A 21,276-nucleotide genomic window follows, 5' to 3' on the forward strand; every position below is an offset into this window, starting at 1 on the left:
TAAACATAATCAGGAATTTGAACCGCCTCTCCAGCTGCATAAGAATGCATACCGGTTAAGAAATAATTCACGCCAAAATAAGTCATCACAACTACCCAATAAGCAAACATGCTCCATAAAGCAAATACAAATTGGTTACAATATTTAGGAATCATTCTAAGATGTAAAATTGCAGCATAGACTAAAATAGTCACCAAAGCCCAAGTTTCTTTAGAATCCCAACTCCAATATCTCCCCCAGCTTTCATTTGCCCAAATTGCCCCTAAGAAATTTCCAATTGTAAGCAAGCAAAGTCCTAAAATCATAGCCATTTCATTTATTCTAGTAGCTTCTGTGATGTTTCTTAAGATATTAGAATTATATTTTCCATCTTTTTTAAGGAAACACATTAACAATAAAACAAAAATACCCAATAAAGCACACAAACCTAAAAATCCATAACTAGCAGTTATAACAGATACATGTATACTTAACCAATAAGAATTAAGAACAGGCATAAGATTTGTAATTTGAGGATTTATTTCATTCAAATACGCTACCATTAAAACTATACCCGATAAAATGGAAGTAAGAGATAAAGCTATAGGGCTTTTTTTAGAGAAAAATATCCCAGATAATGATAAAGCCCATGCGATATAAATCATACTTTCATAAGCATTACTCCAAGGTGCATGCTCAGATAAATACGCACGAAGAATTAATCCTATAGTATGGACAATAAAAGCTAAGATATTTAAAGTATATACAATTTTAAATATCTTTGTTATTTTTAAATTTGGAGCAATCATTTTAGCAAAAACAAGTACCAAGAGCAAAATTCCTGCGATCAAATAAACAGGGATTAATTTTGAAAAAATTTTAATTTGATTTGAGAAAATTTCGGTTTTGATTTTGTTTTCGCTTGGCATAACCCTATATCCAACTTTGCTTTGGTACTCTTTGATTAGTTTTAAAGCTTTATCTGCCTTGGTCCAATTATTATCACTAAAAGCTTGATCAACTGCTCCAAAATAATTTCGCACCAAGGCTAAAACAATCTCTCCTTCTTCCCCCTTTAGAGTTGTAATAGCAGAATAAGGCGCCAACCAAAGATTATTTTGATCATTTTGCACAGGGATAAATTTAAAAAGCTCTCCGCTAAAAACCAAATTAACAATATTAGCTCTTTCATCTAGCTTTACAATTTCTTTATCAAAAGTGTTTCTTGTATTTGGATTTTTTCTATTTGCATTTTCAACGTATTTTTGAAGTTTATAATGATTATTTTCATCAAAAAAATCTCTATAAGAAATATATTTTTTATCAGAAATTTTTAAAATTTTAGCAATATCTTTACGGATAGCGCTATCATCAGGCATTAAAATAAAAGGTTCGTTTTGCCATTTATCCACAGCTATAAGCATGGAAAGCATCACTGCATTAGCATCTTGCCCTTTATAAGTATCACTGTGATGAATTTTTTCCAAAATTTCTCTTGATAGAGTATCAAAAGGCATCATTCTACCGTCTAAAGATTTTTGCAAAACCAAAGAAGCAAGAGCTTTAGCGTGCTCTGGATTTACTATAGGTAAATCATTATCCTTAGCAAAAGCTTTATTTGCTCCGCAAAAAATAAAAAATACCAATAAAAAAGCTCCGATATTCTTTAAAGAATCTTGATTGATTAGTCTTACTAAAGTTCTAAATCTTGAATTTGGATTAAAGAAATTTAAAAACATTCCTAAGATTAATAAAAAATAACCTATATAAGTTGGAGTTTTTCCTGGATCTTTATTGACTGAAAGAACTGTCCCTTTTTCATCTTGATCGTAAGAATTTTGATAAAATCTATAACCATTATAATCTAAAACATTATTCATAAATATCCTATAATCAAAATTTTTACTTCCATCTTTAACTGTAATCTCGCTTGCATAAGAAGCCGCAGACATAGAGCCTGGATAGCGATCTAAAATGAATTTATTTAAATAAATTTCAAAAGGTAATTTATTGTAAGAAAGCCCCCAAGAAATAAAAAATTTCTGTCCTTCTAGGTCGATCATTACAGGCTTATCATACTCAAAAATATAGAAATCTTTACTTTTATTTTTATAAGTTAATTCAAGTTTTAAAGCATTGACACCTTTTAAATTTAAGGCTTGATATTCTTTACTCATTGCAAAATCTTTAAATTTCAAAAGCCATGAAGTTTTCCAATTTTGAGGCTCTCCAAAACTTGAAACTAACATTGTTCTAGCTAATTCCATCCAAGAAGATTTAAACCACAACCAAAAACTTTCATCTTGTGGTCTATTGACACCTTGAATTTCGCGATCTCCATGCAAAGAAGCAAATTTTATAACAAAATTTAGATCTTTAATGTTATAAAGTCTTAAATCCTTGGCATTTTGATTCTTTGTAGTTTTTAAAACAAAATTTTTACCCTCTTTCATGTCAAATGCATTTAAATCTTCACTTGAACTTAAATTTAAATTTTGATCAATTTTAACATAGGGTTTTGCAACATTATCATTCATAAAGGAAAAATTAATTCCATCAATATTTTTAATTTCTCCTTTTTTAAATTCCATTGTTATTCCTTGCATATTTTTTTGAGAAAATGTTATAGCAAGTAGAGGATCTGAAGTATTATTTTCTTTATAAACATAATCAGCATCTAAAATCAAATCTTTATATTTTAAAACCGCCTTGTCGTTACCCATATTTAAAGTAAGTTTAAAATTATTGGCAAAAGGTAAATTTCCAATATAACGATCATTTATAATGCTATATTGTTCCCCGTCTTTGATAGCAGAAAGACGAACCGAAGTTTTTGAACTTTGTATTAATGAATTTTGCGTATGTTCTCTGATAGATAAAGTTCCTTCAAATCCATAATATCTCGTAATTCCAGCCCCTACAAGAATAAAAAGAAAAGATAGGTGAAAAATCATTAAGGGTAGTTTTTTAAAATTAAACATTTTATAACGAAACATACCGCATAGCAAATTTACACCTAGTAACAATTGAATATATTCAAACCAAAAAGCATCATAAATCATAGCCCAAGCCGTAGGAGTTCCATAAGAACTTTCTATAAAAGTCGCCAAAGCGCAAAATAACGCAAAAATTAAAAATAAAATTATAGAAATTCTTAAATCCCCTACACTTTTAATTATTCTTTTCATTTTTTTTCATGTCCTTTTTTACAATCCTAGATATTTTTTTCTAATATCATCATTTCCAATTAAATTTTTGGCTTTATCTTGCATTGCAATTTTGCCATTTTCTAAAACATATGCGTAATCGCTTATTTTTAAAGCAGAGTAAGCATTTTGTTCAACTAAAAGTATAGTTATACCTTCATTTTTTAAACGAACTATAATATCAAAAACTTCGCCAACAATTTTAGGTGCCAAACCCAAAGAAGGTTCATCAAGCATCAAAAGTTTTGGCTCGCTCATTAAGGCCCTTGAAATAGCCAACATTTGAGCTTCGCCACCACTTAAGCTTCCTGCCATACAATTTTTCTTACTTGCAAGTCGTGGAAATAATTTATACATTTGCTTTCTTAAATGTTCATAATTTTCACTATTATTATAAGCTCCAATTTTTAAATTTTCTTCCACGCTAAGATTAATAAAAACACGTCTTCCTTCTGGAACCAAAGCTATGCCTTTTTGCACTAAAGTATGAGTTAAATGTCTTTTAGTATCATAGCCTAAAAAATTAACCTCTCCAGTGCGTTTAACTGAATTTAAAAGAGCATTTAAAGTGGAGGTCTTACCCGCTCCATTAGAACCTATAAGCGAAACTATATTGCCTGTATCAACCTTAAAATCTATACCCTTAACAGCTTCAATCAAGCCATAATATACATGTAAATCTTTAACTACTAGCATCAAAATCCCCTAGATAAGCAGCGATTACTTCTTTATGCTCAACCGCATCGCTTAATTTTCCCTCAAAGATAGTCCTACCATAATCAAGCACTAAAACCTTATCGCAAAGCTGATTCACAAATTTCATATCATGTTCTATTAATAAAATGCTGATTTTATATTTTTCTCTTAATTTTAAAATGAGTTTAGCCAATTCATCACTTTCACTTGAATTCATGCCAGCCGCTGGCTCATCTAACAATAAAAGTTTTGGATTTGTCGCCATTGCGCGAGCAATTTCAACCTTTCTTTGTTGCCCATAACTTAAACTTGTAGCTTTCTCATTTGCCAAATCAGCTATTCCTAATTCCTCTAAAATGCTATAAGCCTTAAGGTTAAATTCTTTCTCAACTTTACTAAAACGCCCCAAGTGAAGAAATGCCTCTAAAATACTATATTTCATTTGTTTATTAAAACCTATTATTACATTTTCAAGAACATTCATACTTGAAAAAAGTCTTATATTTTGAAAGGTTCTTGCTATGCCTAAATGTACAATTTCATAAGGTTTAAGGTGGCTTATTTTTTGATCTTGAAAAAATACTTCTCCGCTAGTTGGTTTATAATTTCCTGTGATAATATTAAATAAAGTCGTCTTTCCAGCTCCATTAGGGCCGATTAAACCAAAAATTTCTCCTTTTTGGATGCAAAAAGAAGTCTCGTTGATCGCTTGCACTTCTCCAAAAGATTTAGTGATATTTTTTAATTCTAGTATCATTTAAATCCTTTCTTTCTAGAGTTTTTGCTTAAAAAGAAATTCAGTTCCTTATCTCCAAAAATTCCTCTTCTTGCAAAAAGCATAACTAAGATTAACACTAAAGAGAAAGCAACCATGCGAAGACCTGGCATAGACTCGATATTAATATTTAAAATATCAATTTTAATTTGTAATTCATCTAAAAATCTTAACCATTCCATACCACCTATAACCAATATAGATCCAATTACAGCTCCAGTTGTTGAACCAAGTCCACCTAAAACAATGATAATTAAAAGTACAAAGGTGAATTCAAAACCAAATTGTTCAGGAGAAACTGATCCAAGAAGACATACTAAAAGTCCTCCACCTACTCCTTCCAAAAAAGCAGAAGTTGAAAAAGCAAGAGTTTTAATCCAAAAAGTATTAATACCCATAGCACTCGCAGCATCTTCATCATCACGTATGGCTTTCATAGCTCTACCAAATTTAGAATACACTAAATTCAAAATTAAAATAACCGCAATAATTGCAATACCACCTGTCCAATATAAATTAGAAAACAAAGGAACACCATTTAATCCCATAGAACCATTTGTTAAACTTGGAAAATTAATAGCTAATTTTTGTATGATAATACCAAAACCTAAAGTCACAATTGCTAAATAATCACCTCTGACTCGAAAAACCGCAAAAGAAAGGATTAAAGATAAAACGCAAGCACTAAATCCGGCAATGATAAGAGCTAAAATAAATGAATTTGTATGTAAAGCTAAAATAATAGGACTAGGATCTTCTAGGCTAAATAAATCATTTTTTTGATCAACACTTAAAAGCACCAGAGCAGCCGCATAAGCACCAATAGCAATAAAACCATTAGGCTCTAATGAAAATTGCCCAGTCACGCCATTGATAAGATTATAACTCACGGCTAAAGTGATATAAATAGCAATTTGATTTAAAATCCCTATTCCATAGCTATCAAAATAATGCGGCGCTATCACAATAAAAGCAATAGCTAAAATAATATAAATTAAAGCAGAAAATTTCATCTTTATCATCTAAAACCTACTTTTTTCAAAATTAATACCTAAGATTCCCGTTGGTCTAAAAAGTAAAATAAATACCAAAAAGATAAAGGCAAAGGCATCTTTAAAGCCTGAAAGATCTGGAAAAAAAGCAACAACCATCACTTCAGTAAGCCCTATAATCAATCCACCTAAAACAGCACCAACCACAGAACCAATCCCACCTAAAACAGCTGCCGCGAAAGCTTTCAGCCCTACTAAAGTTCCCATGGTAGGATAAACTGAATAATAATTACTCGACCAAAAAATTCCAGCTAAAGCCGCTAAAGCAGAACCTAAAGCAAAAACAATAGCTATAATACGATTTGCATTAATTCCCATTAAATTTACCGTTTGTATATCAAAAGCTAAAGCACGAATAGCAATACCGTATTTGCTTTTATATAGCAAGATAAGAACGATAAACATCACAAGCAAAGTCACCAAAGGAACCAATAAAGAACCTAAAGTCATGCTGACTTTGCCTAAGGTAATCATTTTTTCAAAAATTGGAGGAACTGGAAATTGCTGCTCCGTTGAAGTAAAAATCATATTAAATAAATTTTGCAAAAAGAAACTAATACCAATAGCTGTAATTAATAATGAAATTCTAGGAGCTTTTCTTAAAGGCTTATAGGCAATTTTATCAATAATTACCCCAACAAGAGAAGAAAACATCATAGAAGCTATTAAGGCAACTATAAAAATTGCTAAAATGTATTGATTATCTAATAAAGTAGTGTTGATAAACGGGGAAAGACAATTGATAAGCAAAAGAGCTATGTAAGCTCCAACCATCATTATGTCACCATGGGCAAAATTAATAAGTCTTAAAACACCATAAACCATAGTATAGCCTACAGCAATAAGAGCATACATACTCCCCAAACTCAAACCATTAACAATTTGTTGAAAAAATAAAATCGAGTCCATTTTAGTCCTAAGGATTTATTATATCTTTATATATTGGTTTTTGATTTTTAATTTCTTTTACAATAATAGAACGAATAGCATTGCCATTTTTATCTATACTGATAATTCCAGAAACGCCTTCATAATTTTTAGTTTGATGAATTTTATCATTGATGCACTCACTTGTTAGATTATCTTTACAAGCATTCATGGCATTGAGCATTACAAAGTATGCATCAGCACCTATTGCTGAAAAAGCAGGGACATCTTTATCTTTTTTCTCTTTTTCATAAGCTAAGATAAATTCCTTACCCAATTTTGTCACAGGATTGTAAGAATCAAAACTATCGGTGAAAATATAATTATCAGACGCTTCTTTAGCTAATTTTATAAAAGTTGCATCAGCAACACCATCAGCAGAGCCCATAGGAGCATTTAAGCCTATGATTTTTGATTGTCTTGCAAATAAAGCCGCCTCACTATAATAAAGTGGTAAATAAATAAAATCTGGATTTAAAATTTTAATTTGAGTAATTATAGCTCTAAAATCTTTATCTCCTGAATTTACCCTTAATACCTTTAAGATTTTTCCACCTCTTGCTTTAAATTCCTTTTCAAAAGCTTTTGCTAAACCCAAAGAATAATCCGTACTTTGATCTACTACTACAACTGCTTTTTTAAAGCCAAATTTTTCATTAACATATTTTGCCAAAGAAGATCCTTGAAAACTATCCATAAAACATACCCTGCTAGAATATTTTTTATTTTCCAAAAGTTTATCTCCAGTTGCTGCGGGTGCAATCAGTGGAATTTTATTATCTTCAGCCACTCTCATAACTTGCAAGGTGTTAGCAGTAATCATCTCACCAATAATGCCCAACACTTTATCTTGAGTAACTAGACGAGTCGCCGCACTTGAAGATTCTATTTTATCACCTTTGGTGTCTAAGACTATTAAATTGATCTTGTCACCATTTTTCAAAGTTCCTTGCATTTTATTTGCAATCTCAATACCATCTAGGGCACTTTGTCCATAAGCTGCTGTAGCTCCACTTAAAGGCAAAACGACTCCTAAATTAATATCCTTAGCTTCTAAATTTAAAATTAAGAATGCAATTAAAATTATTTTTTTATTCATGAGTGCTCCTAAGGTTTTATCAAAGTTTTATAAACCTGCTTACCATTTTGAATTTCTTTTATAACAACAGGACGAACAGCATTTCCATTAGCATCAATACTTATAAAACCTCCAACGCCTTCATAATTTTTAGTTTGATGAATTTTATCATTGATGCACTCACTTGTTAGATTATCTTTACAAGCATTCATGGCATTAAGCATAACATAATAAGCATCAGCACCCATTGCTGAAAAAGCAGGAAGATTCTTATCTCCTTTTTCTTTTTCATACTCGGCAATAAATTTTTTACCGCGATTTGTTAGAGGATTGTTAGAATCAAAACTATCAGTAAAAATCACACCATTAACAGCACTTGAACCTAATTCTATAAAGGTTTTATTATTCACTCCATCTCCTGCAGTTAATAATTTATTAAATCCTAGTTGCTTAGCTTGCCTAGCTATTAAAGCTGCCTCAGGATGATAAATTGGCATATAAACAAAATCAGGATTTAAACCCTTTAGTTGTGATACTATCGCTCTAAAATCTTTATCTCCAGAGCTGATGATTAATTTTTTTAAAACTTTTCCGCCATTAGCCTTTAAAGATTTTTCAAAAGCTTTTGCCAAACCTAAAGAATAAACATTACTTTGATCAATGATAATAACAGCATTTTTTAAATTCAAATCTTTAGTAATATAAGTAGCAAATTTATCTCCTTGAAAACCATCACTAAAACAAACACGAGAGGCATATTTTTTACCATCCAAAAGCTTATCCCCTGAAGCTACTGGAGCTATAAGAGGAATTTTTTTATCTTCGATAATAGAAATTGCTTGAATTGTATTTGGCGTAGTGGTTTCTCCAATGATACCTAAAACTTTATCTTGTGTAATTAAACGATTAACACCACTTGCTGTTTCGAGTTTATCACCCTTAGTATCGATTATAATTAATTTAACTATATCGCCATTATCAAGCTTCGGATTTAATTTATTAGCAAACTCAACTCCGCTAAAAACATCTTGCCCATAAGCAGCTACTGATCCTGTTAATGGCAAAACAACACCTATATTAATTGTTTTTGCATATAAACTGCAATTTATAAAAATAAAAATATTTAACAAAAAAACTATTTTTTTCATTGCCAATCCTTTTTAAATTATTTTAAAAAAATATTATGTTTTGTTTTTTGCGAAGGTTCTTTTTCTATCAAATCTTTAACTTGCAAATCAAGAGCAAAGTTATCTCCTTTGATATAAGCAATAATATTATCCATATCATCATGGCTTAAATTTTTAGCGTATAAGGCCATTTGAGAAGTCATCGTGGAAGCATTATCCAAAGTATAGCCCATTAAAACTGTTTTAATATCTTCTGCGGACATATCCTTTAGTGCTCTATAGCGAGAGGTGCTTTTTTCACCATTATCCCCATGACAAACATTGCATTTATTTTTAAAATAAATCTTTTTAGCTTCAGCTAAATTATATTGTTTATTAGCATCAAAAGTATAACCAAAAATAGATTTTAAGTTAATGCCAAAAAGAGCCACGATAAAGATAGAACTCATAAAAAACAAACGAAAAATCATCATATTTCCTTAATTTATTTTACTTATATTGATATCATGCTTGTTAAAATTATAGCTATGGATATTTTTACTCTTTGAATTTCCATATGTATAACGTATGGTTCCAGATACTTCAATATCTTTAAAAATTTCATCCAAAGGTGTCGCATCGCAAACACTTAAACAAAATATCATCGAAATAAAAAATAATATTATTTTCATACACACTTTCTATAAAAATCAAAGAGTTGATTATATCAAAAAAAGATAATCAATCTTAATGATTTCCTTTATGTAAAAAATAAAGACCTAAGCAAAGTGCTAAGATAGAACCTGCCAAAAAAGCCATATCTGCAGGTGTTGAAAATTTCATTTGCAAAACTCGTTGAAAAAAATTTACAATCAAAACCATAATAATGACTTTTGCTAGTTTATCTTTAAGTTGATCTAAACTATGCACTTCCAAAACTTTACTTTGTTTCATTTGTTTAAATTCTTCAATTTCGCTAATAAAAAGCTCATAAACTCCAAAAGAAAAAATAAATAAAACCAAAGCCATTAAATAAAGATCTACAGCTCCTATAATCAAAGCAACAACATCTTCATGTAAATCGATATTTGCATTTAAACCAAAAAAATAATTATAAGTGTAAAAAATCACTTTAAAAACATCATAACTTGCAATCACAAAAAGTACAAAAGCACCTACAAGTCCAAATATAACAGGTAAAATGGTAACTATACGACTTTTAATCAATAAAGATTCAAAAATTCTTTCTAACATTATTTTTCCTGATTATTTTTCAACTCTAACCATTTTTGAGCAATTCTAACAGCATTAGTCGCTGCTCCTACACGAATTTGATCCGCAACACACCACAAATGAAGTATTTTTTTATTGTATTGATCTGAACGAATTCTTCCAACATAAGTTTCATTAGTATCACTTGTAGTTAAAGGCATAGGATATTTTTTATTTTTTGGATCATCTAAAACAACAACATTTGGAGCTTTTTTCAAAATTTGACGCGCTTTAGCAGCGTCAACCTCTTGATTAAAATGCATAGTAATAGACTCGCTATGACTTCTTAAAACCGGAACCCTAACACAGGTTGCTGAAATTTGAAGCTTTTTATGTAAAATCTTTTGAGTTTCATTGATCATCTTTAACTCTTCTTTAGTGTATCCACCATCTGTAAATTCATCAATGTGCGGAATTAAATTTAAGGCTAAAGTATGCGGAAAAGTTTGGGCTTTAAATTCATCTAATTTAAAAGCAAAAAAGCTTTGCATTCCTTCAACTAATTCTTGCATACCTTCTTTACCTGCACCACTAGAAGCTTGATAAGTACTTACATCTACTCGCTTAAGATCAAAAGCATCATCAAGTGGTTTTAAAATATGTACCATTTGTATCGTTGAACAATTTGGATTTGCAATAATTCCTGTTTTTTTCCAATCCTTAATATCTTCAAAATTACATTCTGGAACAACTAAAGGAATATCTTTGTCCATTCTAAAATAACTAGTATTATCAATAACTACAGCACCACACTCAACTGCAAATTTAGCGTATTGTTTGCTTATATTTCCACCTGCGCTAAAAAAAGCGATATCGACTGGATTTTCCTTAAAAGTATCTTCTTTTAATTCTTTTACTTTATAAACTTTTCCTTTAAATTCTATCTCATCTCCTGCACTTTTAGCACTTGCTAAAGGCAAGATATTTTCAACTGGAAATTCAAGCTCTTCTAAAACGTTTAAAATTTCCTCTCCGACAGCACCAGTTACGCCAACTATGGCTATTTTTTGCTTTTTTGCCATTTTATTCCTTTATTTGATATTGCTTGATTTTTTTCTCTAAAATTTCAAGGCTCATTCCAAGTTCATTTGCTGCTTTTTGTTTATCAAAACCAAGTTCTTTTAAAATTTGCTCTAACAATTCTTTTTCTAAATTTTTCACATCTTTTTTAAAAGTTCTAGCTTCCAAAAATAAATCTTGAGATAAAATTTCATCTCCTTCGCTTAAAATACAAGCACGTTGTACTATAGAAATAAGTTCTCTGATATTACCTGGATAATTGTATTCCAATAAGGTTTTTTCAGCTTCCTTGCTTAGACATTTGTTTTCAAAATTATACTCTTGACAAGTTTGCTCAAGAACTTTATTAGCAATTTCTAAAATTTCCTCCTTGCGCTCTCTTAAAGGTGGAATATTTATAGGAATAGTATTCAAACGATAATAAAGATCTGATCTAAAATCTCCATTTTTTATTTTTTCATCTAAATTAGCGTTAGTTGCACTTATAATTCTTACATCGATTTTAATATTTTTAGTACTTCCAAGTCTCACAATCTCTTTTTCTTGTAAAGCCCTTAAAAGTTTTGCCTGTATCTCATAAGGCATTTCGCCAATTTCATCTAAAAATAAAGTTCCTCCATTAGCCATTTCAAAAAGACCTATTTTGGTAGCATTAGCGTCTGTAAAGGCTCCTTTTTCAAATCCAAACAATTCGCTTTCTATTAAATTTGCAGGAATTGCAGCCATATTAATAGCTACAAAAGGCTTATCAAAACGTTGTGAATTTTCATGGATAAAACGAGAAAAAACCTCTTTACCTACTCCACTTTCGCCAAAAAACATAACTGAAGCATCTGTTTTTGCTGCCTTTTTGCTTAAATTTAAAGTTTGTTCTAATTTTTCAGATGTAGAGAAAAAACCTGTGTTTTTATAGGTATTTTGCCCTTTAGGTTTTTTATCAGAAGTTTTTTGACGTATAATCTTTGCACGTTTAATCGCTTCAACTAAAGTTTCTATATCAAAAGGTTTGGTTAAAAAATCTTTAACTCCAAGTCGCATAGCTTCAATAGCACGATTTAAGGTTGCATTTCCTGTCATAATAATAAAGTCATATTTGTTTTCACAAGCTTTAACAAACTCAAGACCATCCATTCCTGGCATATTTATATCTGTAATAATTAAATCTGTATTGGAATCAATCTTTTTAAGTGCTTCTGTGGCTGATTTATAGGATTTTATTTTAAATTCCTCGTATTCACCCAAAGCTATTTCAAGAGATTTTCTCATATTGATATCATCTTCTACGATCACTAAATTCATTACCAACCTTTAGAATTTTTACAATAATAACAAAATAAGGCTTAAAGTCACTTTTTTTTAAGATAATATATCATAGCACTTTTTAAACCAAAATCCACGCTAAAACGTAAAGGTAAAATTCTAATATAAATTTCATTTTGAGCTTTCATAAGATCTGTTTTTGTGATATCTTTTATAGAAACATTTGCGCTAGTAAAACAATCGATTAATTCTTCTTTGTGAGAATTTAAAAAATTAAGCTTGATATTTTTTGCCATATAATCATCGATCATGCCTAACTCAGTTTTAGGAATTTTTTTAAAATCATTATCATTGTAAGGTATTTCGCAAGCAAATTCACTGATAGTATTTTCACTTTGAGTCATAGCCAAAGAGATATTTTGACTTTGATGAAAAAGAACTAAATTTTTACTTGAAAGCTCTGCCCAAAATATAAATTCATCTTGAGCAAAAACCTTCAAGCTTAAAAAAATCAATAAGCAAACAATTCTTTCCACTTGTCCGCATCAATCTTAAGTTCTACATTTACCCTATAAAGACCTTGATTGAAATTTTCATCAATAATACTTGCATTCTTAATCAATCCATTTACTTGAGCAGTAATAGTTGAACTTCTAAGCATAGCATCTTTCACAGTATCTTTACCATTTACTTTCACACCATAAAGTTTACTTGCAAGTTGTCTGTAAGCATCTGTAATAGCTGCTCTTTTTGCTAATGCAAGTGCTTGGGCCGTAGAAACAGTATTCATTGGAGCAATACCTTCTCCAACAGCAGTAAAACTAAGTTCGCTATCTGTTGTATCAGGAGCTAACATTTTTTCTTGCTTGATAATATCGCGCACATCATCTTTATCAACTTTTTGCACAATAATTTCTGGAGCTTGAGAATTTACAGAAGCACTACTTGCATTCTTACCCGCTACCCTATTAGTACTTGGCACACAGCCAACAAAAATTCCTGCTACAACTAGCATCATAAAAATTTTTTTCATATTTACACCTTCAAAATTTTTTGTCATTAATATCTATTAAGCAAAAAGCGTTCCAACTTTTTACAAAACTATTCTAAATTTAAATCTGGATTTTCATCACTATTTTCCTCATCAACCTCTTCTTTAGGACATTTAGCAATGCTAACAACTTCATCATTTTCTACATTTACAACAATAACTCCACTAGTATTACGTCCGGCTTTACGAATACTGTGCATATCAACTCGGATCATCTTTCCGCTACTTGTAAGAGCCATCAAATCCATATCTTCATCTACAATCACCACACTAATAAGTTCTTTAGTCTTATCGGTGAGTTTCATACAAATAACACCCTTACCTCCTCTACTTTGAAGTCTATATTCTCCAGCATTTGTGCGTTTCCCTATACCTTTAGCACTAACACTTAGAATTTCTTGCTCATCATTTTCTATGACAACAGCACCCACCAATTCATCATTTTTTTCCTTAAATTTAATAGCCGTTACACCACGACTTACGCGACCAATTTCACGCACTTTTGCAAGAGGAAATTTGATACACATACCTTTTTTTGTAACCGCAAAAAGCATTTTTCCTTTTGTTTCCTCTAATAATTCTTCATTTTCCACTTCATTTTCTGTATCAATATTATCTGCAACTGAAGCTAAAGAAATTTCTTCTTCATCCCTTTGAACAATGATTGCAGTAACTAATTCATCATTTTCATCTAAATTAATCGCTTTTACACCAACACTACGTATATTTTGATATTCACTTAAATTAGTACGCTTAACTATACCATTTTTTGTAAAGAAGCATAAAGATTTACTTTGATCAAAATCAGTTGTTGGAATAATTGCCATAATTTTTTCTTCAGCTTGCAAATTGATCAAATTAACAACAGCTTTTCCTTTAGCAGTTCTTGATCCTTCTGGAATTTTATAAACTTTCAACCAATAAAGCTGACCACGATCGGTTACAAACATCAAAGTATCATGAGTATTTGCGGTAAAGAAGTTTTCTATAAAATCATCATCATAGGTTGTAACAGCGAGCTTACCCTTACCACCACGTTTTTGTTTTTCATACTGTTTGCTTGGAACACGCTTGATATAACCACGATGAGTAATAGTTACCACCATATTTTCATTTGGAATTAAATCTTCCATGTCTATATCATCATAATCATCTTCTATTTGAGTCATACGCGGTACATTAAATTTAGCTTTAATTTCTTTTAATTCATCGCGGATTAAGTCTTCAAGTAATTTTTCGCTTTTTAAAATTTCGTCCAATCTTGCGATTTCTTTCATAAGTTCTGCGAGTTCATTTTCAATTTTTTCTCTTTCGAGTCCTGTTAAACGACCTAATTTCATATCTAAAATAGCATTAGCTTGAATTTCACTCAAGCCAAATTTTGCCATTAAAGAATCTCTTGCGCTAGCATTATCAGGACTATTTTTAATCAAAGCTATTACATCATCAATATTATCAAGTGCGACAGTAAGACCTTCTAAAATATGTGCTCTTGCTCTTGCTTTTTGAAGTTCAAAAATAGTTCTTCTAATAATGACTGTTTTTCTATGAGTTAAAAAGAGATTTAAAAGTTCGCTTAAAGAAAAAATCTTTGGTTCTTTATTGTGAATTGCAAGCATAATCACACCAAAGGTGCTTTCCATTGTTGTAGATTTGAAAAGATTATTTAAAACAATTTCGCTCATTGCTTCACGTTTAAGCTCTATGACAACACGAATTCCTTCTCTATCGCTTTCATCTCTGACTTCAGAAATTCCTTCAATCTGTTTTTCTTTTACAAGATCAGCAATTTGCTCTATAAGTCTTGCTTTATTGGTTTGATAAGGAAGTTCATCTATAACAATAATATCTTTATTTGACTTTTTCTCTATATGAGTTTTTGCCCTAATCTTTACGCGACCACGTCCAGTACGATAAGCTTCAATAATGCCTTTTTTACCATATATAATACCACCGGTTGGAAAATCAGGACCTTTAATAAACTGCATCAATTCTTCTAAAGTGGCATTTTTATTATCAAGCAAATACAAAAGACCATCAACTAATTCATTTAAACTATGTGGAGGAATATTGGTTGCCATACCCACAGCAATACCGCTAGATCCATTGAGTAATAAATTTGGCACCCTAGCAGGCAAAACATCAGGTTCATTCATAGAATCATCATAATTTGGAATAAAATCCACCGTATCTTTATCAATATCACGTAAAAGCTCTTCAGCTAAAATAGTCATTCTAGCTTCAGTATAACGCATTGCAGCAGCACCATCTCCATCTATAGATCCAAAGTTTCCCTGTCCATCTATAGTTGGATAACGCATAGAAAAATCTTGCGCCATTCTTACCAAAGCATCATAAACAGCGGTATCGCCATGTGGATGGTATTTACCGATCACATCCCCGACAATACGTGCGGATTTCTTGTAAGCACTACGACTTCCAACACCAAGATCATTCATAGCATAAAGAATTCTTCTATGCACAGGCTTTAAGCCATCCCTTGCATCTGGAAGGGCACGCCCGATAATAACACTCATAGAATAATCTAAATAACTACTTTTAATGGAATTTTCTATATCGATAATCTCAATATCAGAATCTTTGTTAAAAATATTTTCCATAAAAATCCTTCCACAATATTGAAATTTTTATTTTACCATATTAAACTTTTGCATCAGCTAAAACAAGGGCAAAAAGAACAGAAATTTTGTTTTTTTCTAAAAATTTTTTAGCCTCTAATAAACTAGAACCCGAAGTTACAATATCATCAATCAAAATCACAGGGTAAGAAATTCTTTTTAAAAGTTTAAAATTTCTTTTATTTTTTTGCCTATATGCCAAACTTTTTCCAGAATATTTTAAAGAATTTTGAGAATGCAAAGCCCCGAATACAGGCTTAATAAACTGTGTTTTTAAGTATTTAGCTAAAATGGCTGAATGAGAATAGAGTAAATTTTCCACCCTATCATCTAAAGCTATAACATTGATTTTTTGATCAGGAGAAAAGAAATTTTTAAATTTAGCAAAACTAAGTCTTGCTAAAAAATGAAAAACAAAATAACCATAAAAATGATGTTTGGAATGTAATAAATGTTTTATCTCGTGATATTTATAAAAAGAATACACTTTAAAATTATCCTCAAGAATTCTTACCCCTAAAGAAAAATCGGATAATTCTTGAGAACAATCATTGCAAAAACAAAGCAGAGTAAAACCTCCGCAATTTAAACATTTCAAAGCTCTGAAATAATACTCGCTGCTTTATTAGCCATTTGTTTTATAAGTAAATGTGTATAAAATGGAACATCTTTTAAATTTTCAAAACCTTGCACATCTTGTTTTGTGCGTAAGGTGAATTTTCTATTTTTATTAACATCGCTTAAATTTAAAACTCCAACAAGTTTTGAATGTAACCCTGCTCCATCTTGTCTTGCACTGTATTTTGAAAAAGCAAGATCAATTTTAGTCACATAAGGAGAATCCGCACTATTATCATCAAGTACCACAATGCCTCTAGCTTGAAGTTCTTGTTTTAAATAAACATAAAAAATAGCATTAAAATCTAAATCTACGTACAATTTTTGATTTTTTGCAAAAAATACCTTTTGCTCCTCTTTTAAATCATAAAAACGATGTAAATATACTTTTTTCAAAGCTACCGCAGTATCTAGGGTGCGTTTATTAGCACAACATTGAATTCCAACATCGCTGATATATAAAAGACCTTTTATTTTAGCCTCATAACCACTCGGGCTTTCACAAGGACTACACGCCGAATTTTTAGAAATTTGATTAACTTGATCAAAAGTATTCTTGCTAGCACAAGAATTCAAAAACAAAGCAGCAAGTACAAAAATCAAACACTTTTTAATCATTTTTTCTCCTTAAATTTATTATAAAAAATTATTTTTCAAGCATTGTATTAAAATTATCAACAAATTTCAAGTGCAATTTAAAAATAAGTTAAATTTAAGAACTTAATCAATTTTTAAAACACTTAAAAAGGCTTCTTGAGGTAAATGAACTTTACCAATAGCCTTCATTCTTTTTTTGCCCTCTTTTTGCTTTTCTAAAAGCTTTCTTTTTCTAGTAATATCCCCGCCATAACATTTTGCAGTTACGTTTTTTCCCATAGACTTAACCGTTTCCCTTGCAATGATTTTATTTCCTATACTTGCTTGAATAGCAACTTCAAAAAGTTGTCTAGGAACGATTTCTTTCATCGCACTTACAAGCTCTCTTCCTTTACTAAGCGCTTTTTCATTTGGCACAATAATACTTAAAGCATCGACATTTTCTCCCGCTACTTTAATATCAAGCTTAACCAAATCTCCAACACGAAATTCAATCGGCTCATAATCAAAACTCGCATATCCTTTAGTTAAAGATTTCAATTTATCATAAAAGTCCATCACAATTTCATTTAAAGGTATATCATATTCTAATAAAACACGTGCAGGCGTAATATAGTCCATTTTCACCTGCATCCCTCTTTTGCGATTTAAAAGAGTGATTAAATTTCCTAAAAACTCACTCGGAGTGATAATCGTAGCTTTGACATAAGGCTCTTTAATATGATCGATTTTATTAACTGGTGGGAGTTCGCTAGGGTTTTGAATTTTCAAAAGCTCTCCATTGGTTTGATAAATTTCATAAGTTACCGTTGGAGCTGTAGCAATAAGATCTAGATTAAATTCTCTTTCTAATCTTTCTTTAATAACCTCCATGTGCAAAAGACCTAAAAAACCAACCCTAAAGCCAAAACCTAAAGCCAAAGAAGTTTCTGGCTCGTAGGTAATGGAACTATCATTGAGTTTTAATTTATCTAAAGCATCCCTTAAATCCTCAAATTTGTCCGTTTCTATAGGGTAAAGTCCTGCAAATACAAAAGCCTTTGCTTTTTCAAAACCCCCTATAGCCTCTTTAGCTTTATTTTTAGTTAAAGTGATGGTATCTCCAACTTGCACATCGCCAACAGTTTTAAGCCCCAAAACGACAACTCCAACCTCGCCTGATTTTAAACTTTGCGTTTTAATCGGATTTAAAGGATGGGGATGAAAAAGATCTTGGACGATATGCTTTTTATTTGTATTCATTACTAAAACTTCATCATTTTTAGAAATTTGCCCTTCATAAATTCTCACTAAAGCCAAAGCACCTAAATAATTATCAAACCAAGAATCATAAATTAAAGCTTTAGTAGGAGCTTCATTGTCTATTTTTGGTGCTGGAATTTTAGTGATAATTGTTTCTATAAGCTCTTTTATCCCTAAACCTGTTTTAGCACTCACACAAATTGCATCCTTGCAATCTATACCTATAATATGCTCGATTTCATGTTTAACTTTTTCTACATCCGCATTTGGAAGATCGATTTTATTGATAACTGGGATAATCTCAAGGTTATTTTCAAGAGCGATATAAACATTGGCTATAGTTTGTGCTTCAACGCCTTGCGAAGCATCGACTACAAGTAAAGCTCCCTCACAACTTGCCAAAGATCTGCTTACTTCATATGAAAAATCGACATGACCTGGAGTGTCGATTAGATTTAAAATATATTTTTGATTATTAAAGGTGTATTCTAAACGAACAGATTGGGCTTTTATCGTAATACCTCGTTCTTTTTCTATATCCATAGTATCCATAACTTGAGCACTCATTTGTCTATCGCTAATGGCTCCGCATTCTGAAATGATTCTATCTGCTAGAGTACTTTTTCCATGATCAATATGTGCTATGATTGAAAAATTTCTAATATTTTCCATTGTCTTCCTAAAAAATGTACTTTTTAAAATTTTAGCAAAAATATTTTTCAGAAATGATTAAATTTGGTTTTGGTAAACACTTAGCGATTTTTTATATTCTTTTTTTAAATCCTCTTTATCTAAACCATAATTTGATATAGCCTAGTCCTTATTATACTGAAGTATTGCTAGTTTTTTCAAAGTTTCTCTTAGATTAAAAAAGGCTTTAGCTGAAATTAATTTAGACAAAAATTAATAATACCTATTTTATTCCTTAAAAATTTTTACTATTTTTTACCTTCTAAATTTCTTTAACGATTAAATCTTGTTCTAAATTGGCTAATTCTAAATGTTATTTTTAAATTAGAAATGGATTTGGGTTAAATTTAAAAAATCATTTTATAATGATTACTTTTCTTAAGCTTAAGTTTTTAAAATATTAATTTTAGATTTTATAAAAAAACTTCTTCATGCTATACCCAGATAAAAGCAATAAAATAAAGGTTATATTTTATAGAACTTCAAAATTTTATATCTTCTAAAATACACTCCACGCTAGAATAAAATCTATAATCCAAATATTTTCTTTATTTTTGTTTCAAATTTTATTAATTTTTTATTGTTTAAATCTGATATTTGGGCATTCAAAGTATTAATTTCATTTTGCAAGGGTGCTAATTTGATTGGATCTTTTCTTTGATTATATTGTTCGATAGCAATTTTATATTCTTTTAAATATTCGCAAAGATGAGTAAAATCATATTCTTTTGAAATTTTAAATTCCGTTTCTTCTGGAATTTCTAAATCTTCTATTTTTATTTCTTTTGATGCAAGAAGAAAACCTATAATTCCAATATCTTCTCTATTATTTTCCCAAATTTTATCAAACCAAGTAAATAATGGTTTTTTAACATTTTCATCTAATGATTGATGAATTTTAATTTCGGAGTTAATTATAAAATTATATTCTAAGGCATTAAAACCTTGAGTCTCAAAAATTCCTTGTAAAACTTTTTGATCTTTATTTTCAAATATACAATAAGAAAATATTCTTTGTTTGTTGTGATAATACATTCCTAAAATCTTCATTCCAAAATACTCTTTTGGAAAATTAATTTTTAACTCCTTAGAACTTTTTAAATCATAAACATTTTCTTTATACAGATAAGTTCTTTGATTGGTAAAATTATTGTTTTTAGTTTCTATTATTTCATCTAAATCTAAAATTTTAAAATCAGGTATATTGAAACTTATATTCTTTTTGGGTTTCTTAAAAAAATTAAAATTTTCACAAATATTTTGCGCCATTTTTGAATAAACAAAATCCATAGGATGCTCTACTTCAAATAAATTAAATTGAGTATAAAAATCTAATAAATTTTCCCTTAAACAAAATTCATAAGCATCGATAAAATTAAAACCATATCTTTCACTTTGAATTTTATGAAAAGATCTATACTTTCCACCACAAAAAACATAATGTTGCCATTGAATAATTAAAACTTTTTTTTGCAATTTACTTAAAATTTTATAAATATAATTATAAATTGGCAAGATAAATTGACTACGATTTTCATCTCTAAGATAAGCTTGAGTGGTTGGAGTAAAAATAATTAGATCTGCTTCTTCTAAAATCTGTCTATTTTTCTCTCTATATAAACTATATACATGCCCCAAAGGATGAATTGATGGAAATCCCAAAGCATAGACCTTTGCATTAGAATTTTTTAAGGATTCTGCAAAACTATTCATCCAAGTAGATTCGCAAGAACCAAATAAAATAATTTTCATAAATCAAAAGCCTTGCTTATCATTTGCCTAATGCTCTCAAAACTTTCAAAATACATAGGTCTCATAAAATCAGAATCTAAAGTTTTATTATAATATTTTTCTATCTCATTGATTAAATTCATTACATCTAAACTATCGATGATATTAGCACTAACTAAATTTTGTATATTTTCATCAACATCAGTTCTGCCTATATTGATAAAAAACTGCTTAATCTCTTCCATTTTCTCTCCTTAAAGTTCTTTATAGTAATTCCTATCAATCTTACCATTTTGATTGAGTTTAAAACTATCTATTCTTTTAAAATGTTTAGGTA

General features: G+C 30.0%; 20 protein-coding genes. All 20 read right to left on the minus strand.

The features are described from left to right. Positions 1 to 3,167, minus strand: a 3,167-nt coding sequence (gene ccsA, locus H2277_RS07595) for a cytochrome c biogenesis protein CcsA (protein ID WP_337201730.1), incomplete at its 3' end; no start/stop codon positions are given. A gap of 18 nt (positions 3,168 to 3,185) precedes the next feature. Continuing rightward, complete coding sequence (locus H2277_RS07600) at positions 3,186 to 3,881, minus strand: ABC transporter ATP-binding protein (protein ID WP_337201731.1); 696 nt, start codon at positions 3,879 to 3,881, stop codon at positions 3,186 to 3,188. After that, positions 3,868 to 4,638 carry an ABC transporter ATP-binding protein gene (locus H2277_RS07605; RefSeq protein WP_337201732.1) on the minus strand — a complete coding sequence of 257 codons (771 nt, stop codon included), beginning with the start codon at positions 4,636 to 4,638 and terminating at the stop codon, positions 3,868 to 3,870. Before H2277_RS07605 ends, H2277_RS07600 begins: the two co-directional genes overlap by 14 nt. Further along, on the minus strand, positions 4,635 to 5,678 hold the full coding sequence (locus H2277_RS07610; protein ID WP_337201733.1) for a branched-chain amino acid ABC transporter permease: 1,044 nt from the start codon (positions 5,676 to 5,678) through the stop codon (positions 4,635 to 4,637). The genes H2277_RS07605 and H2277_RS07610 overlap by 4 nt, the downstream gene beginning before the upstream one ends. Beyond that, entirely contained in the window at positions 5,679 to 6,617 is a 939-nt protein-coding gene (locus tag H2277_RS07615) for a branched-chain amino acid ABC transporter permease (protein WP_337201734.1), read from the minus strand. It lies immediately after the preceding gene. Between the two features lie 7 nt (positions 6,618 to 6,624). Continuing rightward, entirely contained in the window at positions 6,625 to 7,734 is a 1,110-nt protein-coding gene (locus H2277_RS07620) for an ABC transporter substrate-binding protein (RefSeq protein ID WP_337201735.1), read from the minus strand. An 8-nt stretch (positions 7,735 to 7,742) separates the two neighbouring features. After that, positions 7,743 to 8,861 (minus strand): ABC transporter substrate-binding protein, encoded by a 1,119-nt coding sequence (locus tag H2277_RS07625; protein WP_337201736.1) that lies wholly within the window; start codon positions 8,859 to 8,861, stop codon positions 7,743 to 7,745. A 17-nt stretch (positions 8,862 to 8,878) separates the two neighbouring features. Next, entirely contained in the window at positions 8,879 to 9,310 is a 432-nt protein-coding gene (locus H2277_RS07630) for a c-type cytochrome (protein ID WP_337201737.1), read from the minus strand. A gap of 9 nt (positions 9,311 to 9,319) precedes the next feature. Continuing rightward, positions 9,320 to 9,511 (minus strand): pyruvate ferredoxin oxidoreductase, encoded by a 192-nt coding sequence (locus tag H2277_RS07635; protein ID WP_337201738.1) that lies wholly within the window; start codon positions 9,509 to 9,511, stop codon positions 9,320 to 9,322. 55 nt (positions 9,512 to 9,566) lie between these two features. Beyond that, positions 9,567 to 10,073: a YqhA family protein gene (locus H2277_RS07640; RefSeq protein WP_337201739.1), complete on the minus strand. Its 507-nt coding sequence runs from the start codon at positions 10,071 to 10,073 to the stop codon at positions 9,567 to 9,569. Further along, on the minus strand, positions 10,073 to 11,113 hold the full coding sequence (locus H2277_RS07645) for an aspartate-semialdehyde dehydrogenase (RefSeq protein WP_337201740.1): 1,041 nt from the start codon (positions 11,111 to 11,113) through the stop codon (positions 10,073 to 10,075). Before H2277_RS07645 ends, H2277_RS07640 begins: the two co-directional genes overlap by 1 nt. Before the next feature lies 1 nt (position 11,114). Continuing rightward, entirely contained in the window at positions 11,115 to 12,410 is a 1,296-nt protein-coding gene (locus H2277_RS07650; RefSeq protein WP_337201741.1) for a sigma-54 dependent transcriptional regulator, read from the minus strand. Positions 12,411 to 12,457: 47 nt separating this feature from the next. Next, complete coding sequence (locus H2277_RS07655) at positions 12,458 to 12,907, minus strand: hypothetical protein (RefSeq protein WP_337201742.1); 450 nt, start codon at positions 12,905 to 12,907, stop codon at positions 12,458 to 12,460. Then, the gene (gene flgP / locus H2277_RS07660; RefSeq protein ID WP_337201743.1) at positions 12,883 to 13,404 is read right to left on the minus strand and encodes a flagellar assembly lipoprotein FlgP; all 522 of its coding nucleotides are present in this window, start codon (positions 13,402 to 13,404) and stop codon (positions 12,883 to 12,885) included. The genes H2277_RS07655 and flgP overlap by 25 nt, the downstream gene beginning before the upstream one ends. Before the next feature lie 68 nt (positions 13,405 to 13,472). Then, on the minus strand, positions 13,473 to 16,043 hold the full coding sequence (gyrA, locus tag H2277_RS07665; protein ID WP_337201744.1) for a DNA gyrase subunit A: 2,571 nt from the start codon (positions 16,041 to 16,043) through the stop codon (positions 13,473 to 13,475). 40 nt (positions 16,044 to 16,083) lie between these two features. After that, a complete protein-coding gene (locus H2277_RS07670; protein ID WP_337201745.1) occupies positions 16,084 to 16,659 on the minus strand; it encodes a ComF family protein in 576 nt (191 codons plus the stop codon). Further along, the gene (gene mapA / locus H2277_RS07675) at positions 16,656 to 17,297 is read right to left on the minus strand and encodes an outer membrane lipoprotein MapA (RefSeq protein ID WP_337201746.1); all 642 of its coding nucleotides are present in this window, start codon (positions 17,295 to 17,297) and stop codon (positions 16,656 to 16,658) included. The genes H2277_RS07670 and mapA overlap by 4 nt, the downstream gene beginning before the upstream one ends. 102 nt (positions 17,298 to 17,399) lie before the next feature. Next, entirely contained in the window at positions 17,400 to 19,190 is a 1,791-nt protein-coding gene (gene lepA, locus H2277_RS07680) for a translation elongation factor 4 (protein ID WP_337201747.1), read from the minus strand. 546 nt (positions 19,191 to 19,736) lie between these two features. Then, a complete protein-coding gene (locus H2277_RS07685; protein ID WP_337201748.1) occupies positions 19,737 to 20,960 on the minus strand; it encodes a hypothetical protein in 1,224 nt (407 codons plus the stop codon). Continuing rightward, the gene (locus tag H2277_RS07690; RefSeq protein ID WP_337201749.1) at positions 20,957 to 21,184 is read right to left on the minus strand and encodes an acyl carrier protein; all 228 of its coding nucleotides are present in this window, start codon (positions 21,182 to 21,184) and stop codon (positions 20,957 to 20,959) included. Before H2277_RS07690 ends, H2277_RS07685 begins: the two co-directional genes overlap by 4 nt. Between the last annotated feature and the right edge of the window lie 92 nt (positions 21,185 to 21,276).

Origin of the sequence: Campylobacter sp. W0014 (assembly GCF_020135975.1) — a bacterium.
In the GTDB taxonomy this organism is placed as follows: domain Bacteria; phylum Campylobacterota; class Campylobacteria; order Campylobacterales; family Campylobacteraceae; genus Campylobacter_D.

What these genes read in the sequence shown, in the direction of transcription:
- mapA (WP_337201746.1), bottom strand. Translation starts at nt 17,297, where the DNA reads ATGATTAAAAAGTGTTTGATTTTTGTACTTGCTGCTTTGTTTTTGAAT.
- H2277_RS07635 (WP_337201738.1), bottom strand. Translation starts at nt 9,511, where the DNA reads ATGAAAATAATATTATTTTTTATTTCGATGATATTTTGTTTAAGTGTT.
- H2277_RS07610 (WP_337201733.1), bottom strand. Translation starts at nt 5,678, where the DNA reads ATGATAAAGATGAAATTTTCTGCTTTAATTTATATTATTTTAGCTATT.
- H2277_RS07640 (WP_337201739.1), bottom strand. Translation starts at nt 10,073, where the DNA reads ATGTTAGAAAGAATTTTTGAATCTTTATTGATTAAAAGTCGTATAGTT.
- H2277_RS07685 (WP_337201748.1), bottom strand. Translation starts at nt 20,960, where the DNA reads ATGAAAATTATTTTATTTGGTTCTTGCGAATCTACTTGGATGAATAGT.
- H2277_RS07600 (WP_337201731.1), bottom strand. Translation starts at nt 3,881, where the DNA reads ATGCTAGTAGTTAAAGATTTACATGTATATTATGGCTTGATTGAAGCT.
- flgP (WP_337201743.1), bottom strand. Translation starts at nt 13,404, where the DNA reads ATGAAAAAAATTTTTATGATGCTAGTTGTAGCAGGAATTTTTGTTGGC.
- H2277_RS07625 (WP_337201736.1), bottom strand. Translation starts at nt 8,861, where the DNA reads ATGAAAAAAATAGTTTTTTTGTTAAATATTTTTATTTTTATAAATTGC.
- H2277_RS07615 (WP_337201734.1), bottom strand. Translation starts at nt 6,617, where the DNA reads ATGGACTCGATTTTATTTTTTCAACAAATTGTTAATGGTTTGAGTTTG.
- lepA (WP_337201747.1), bottom strand. Translation starts at nt 19,190, where the DNA reads ATGGAAAATATTAGAAATTTTTCAATCATAGCACATATTGATCATGGA.
- H2277_RS07620 (WP_337201735.1), bottom strand. Translation starts at nt 7,734, where the DNA reads ATGAATAAAAAAATAATTTTAATTGCATTCTTAATTTTAAATTTAGAA.
- H2277_RS07630 (WP_337201737.1), bottom strand. Translation starts at nt 9,310, where the DNA reads ATGATTTTTCGTTTGTTTTTTATGAGTTCTATCTTTATCGTGGCTCTT.
- H2277_RS07605 (WP_337201732.1), bottom strand. Translation starts at nt 4,638, where the DNA reads ATGATACTAGAATTAAAAAATATCACTAAATCTTTTGGAGAAGTGCAA.
- H2277_RS07690 (WP_337201749.1), bottom strand. Translation starts at nt 21,184, where the DNA reads ATGGAAGAGATTAAGCAGTTTTTTATCAATATAGGCAGAACTGATGTT.
- gyrA (WP_337201744.1), bottom strand. Translation starts at nt 16,043, where the DNA reads ATGGAAAATATTTTTAACAAAGATTCTGATATTGAGATTATCGATATA.
- H2277_RS07645 (WP_337201740.1), bottom strand. Translation starts at nt 11,113, where the DNA reads ATGGCAAAAAAGCAAAAAATAGCCATAGTTGGCGTAACTGGTGCTGTC.
- H2277_RS07650 (WP_337201741.1), bottom strand. Translation starts at nt 12,410, where the DNA reads ATGAATTTAGTGATCGTAGAAGATGATATCAATATGAGAAAATCTCTT.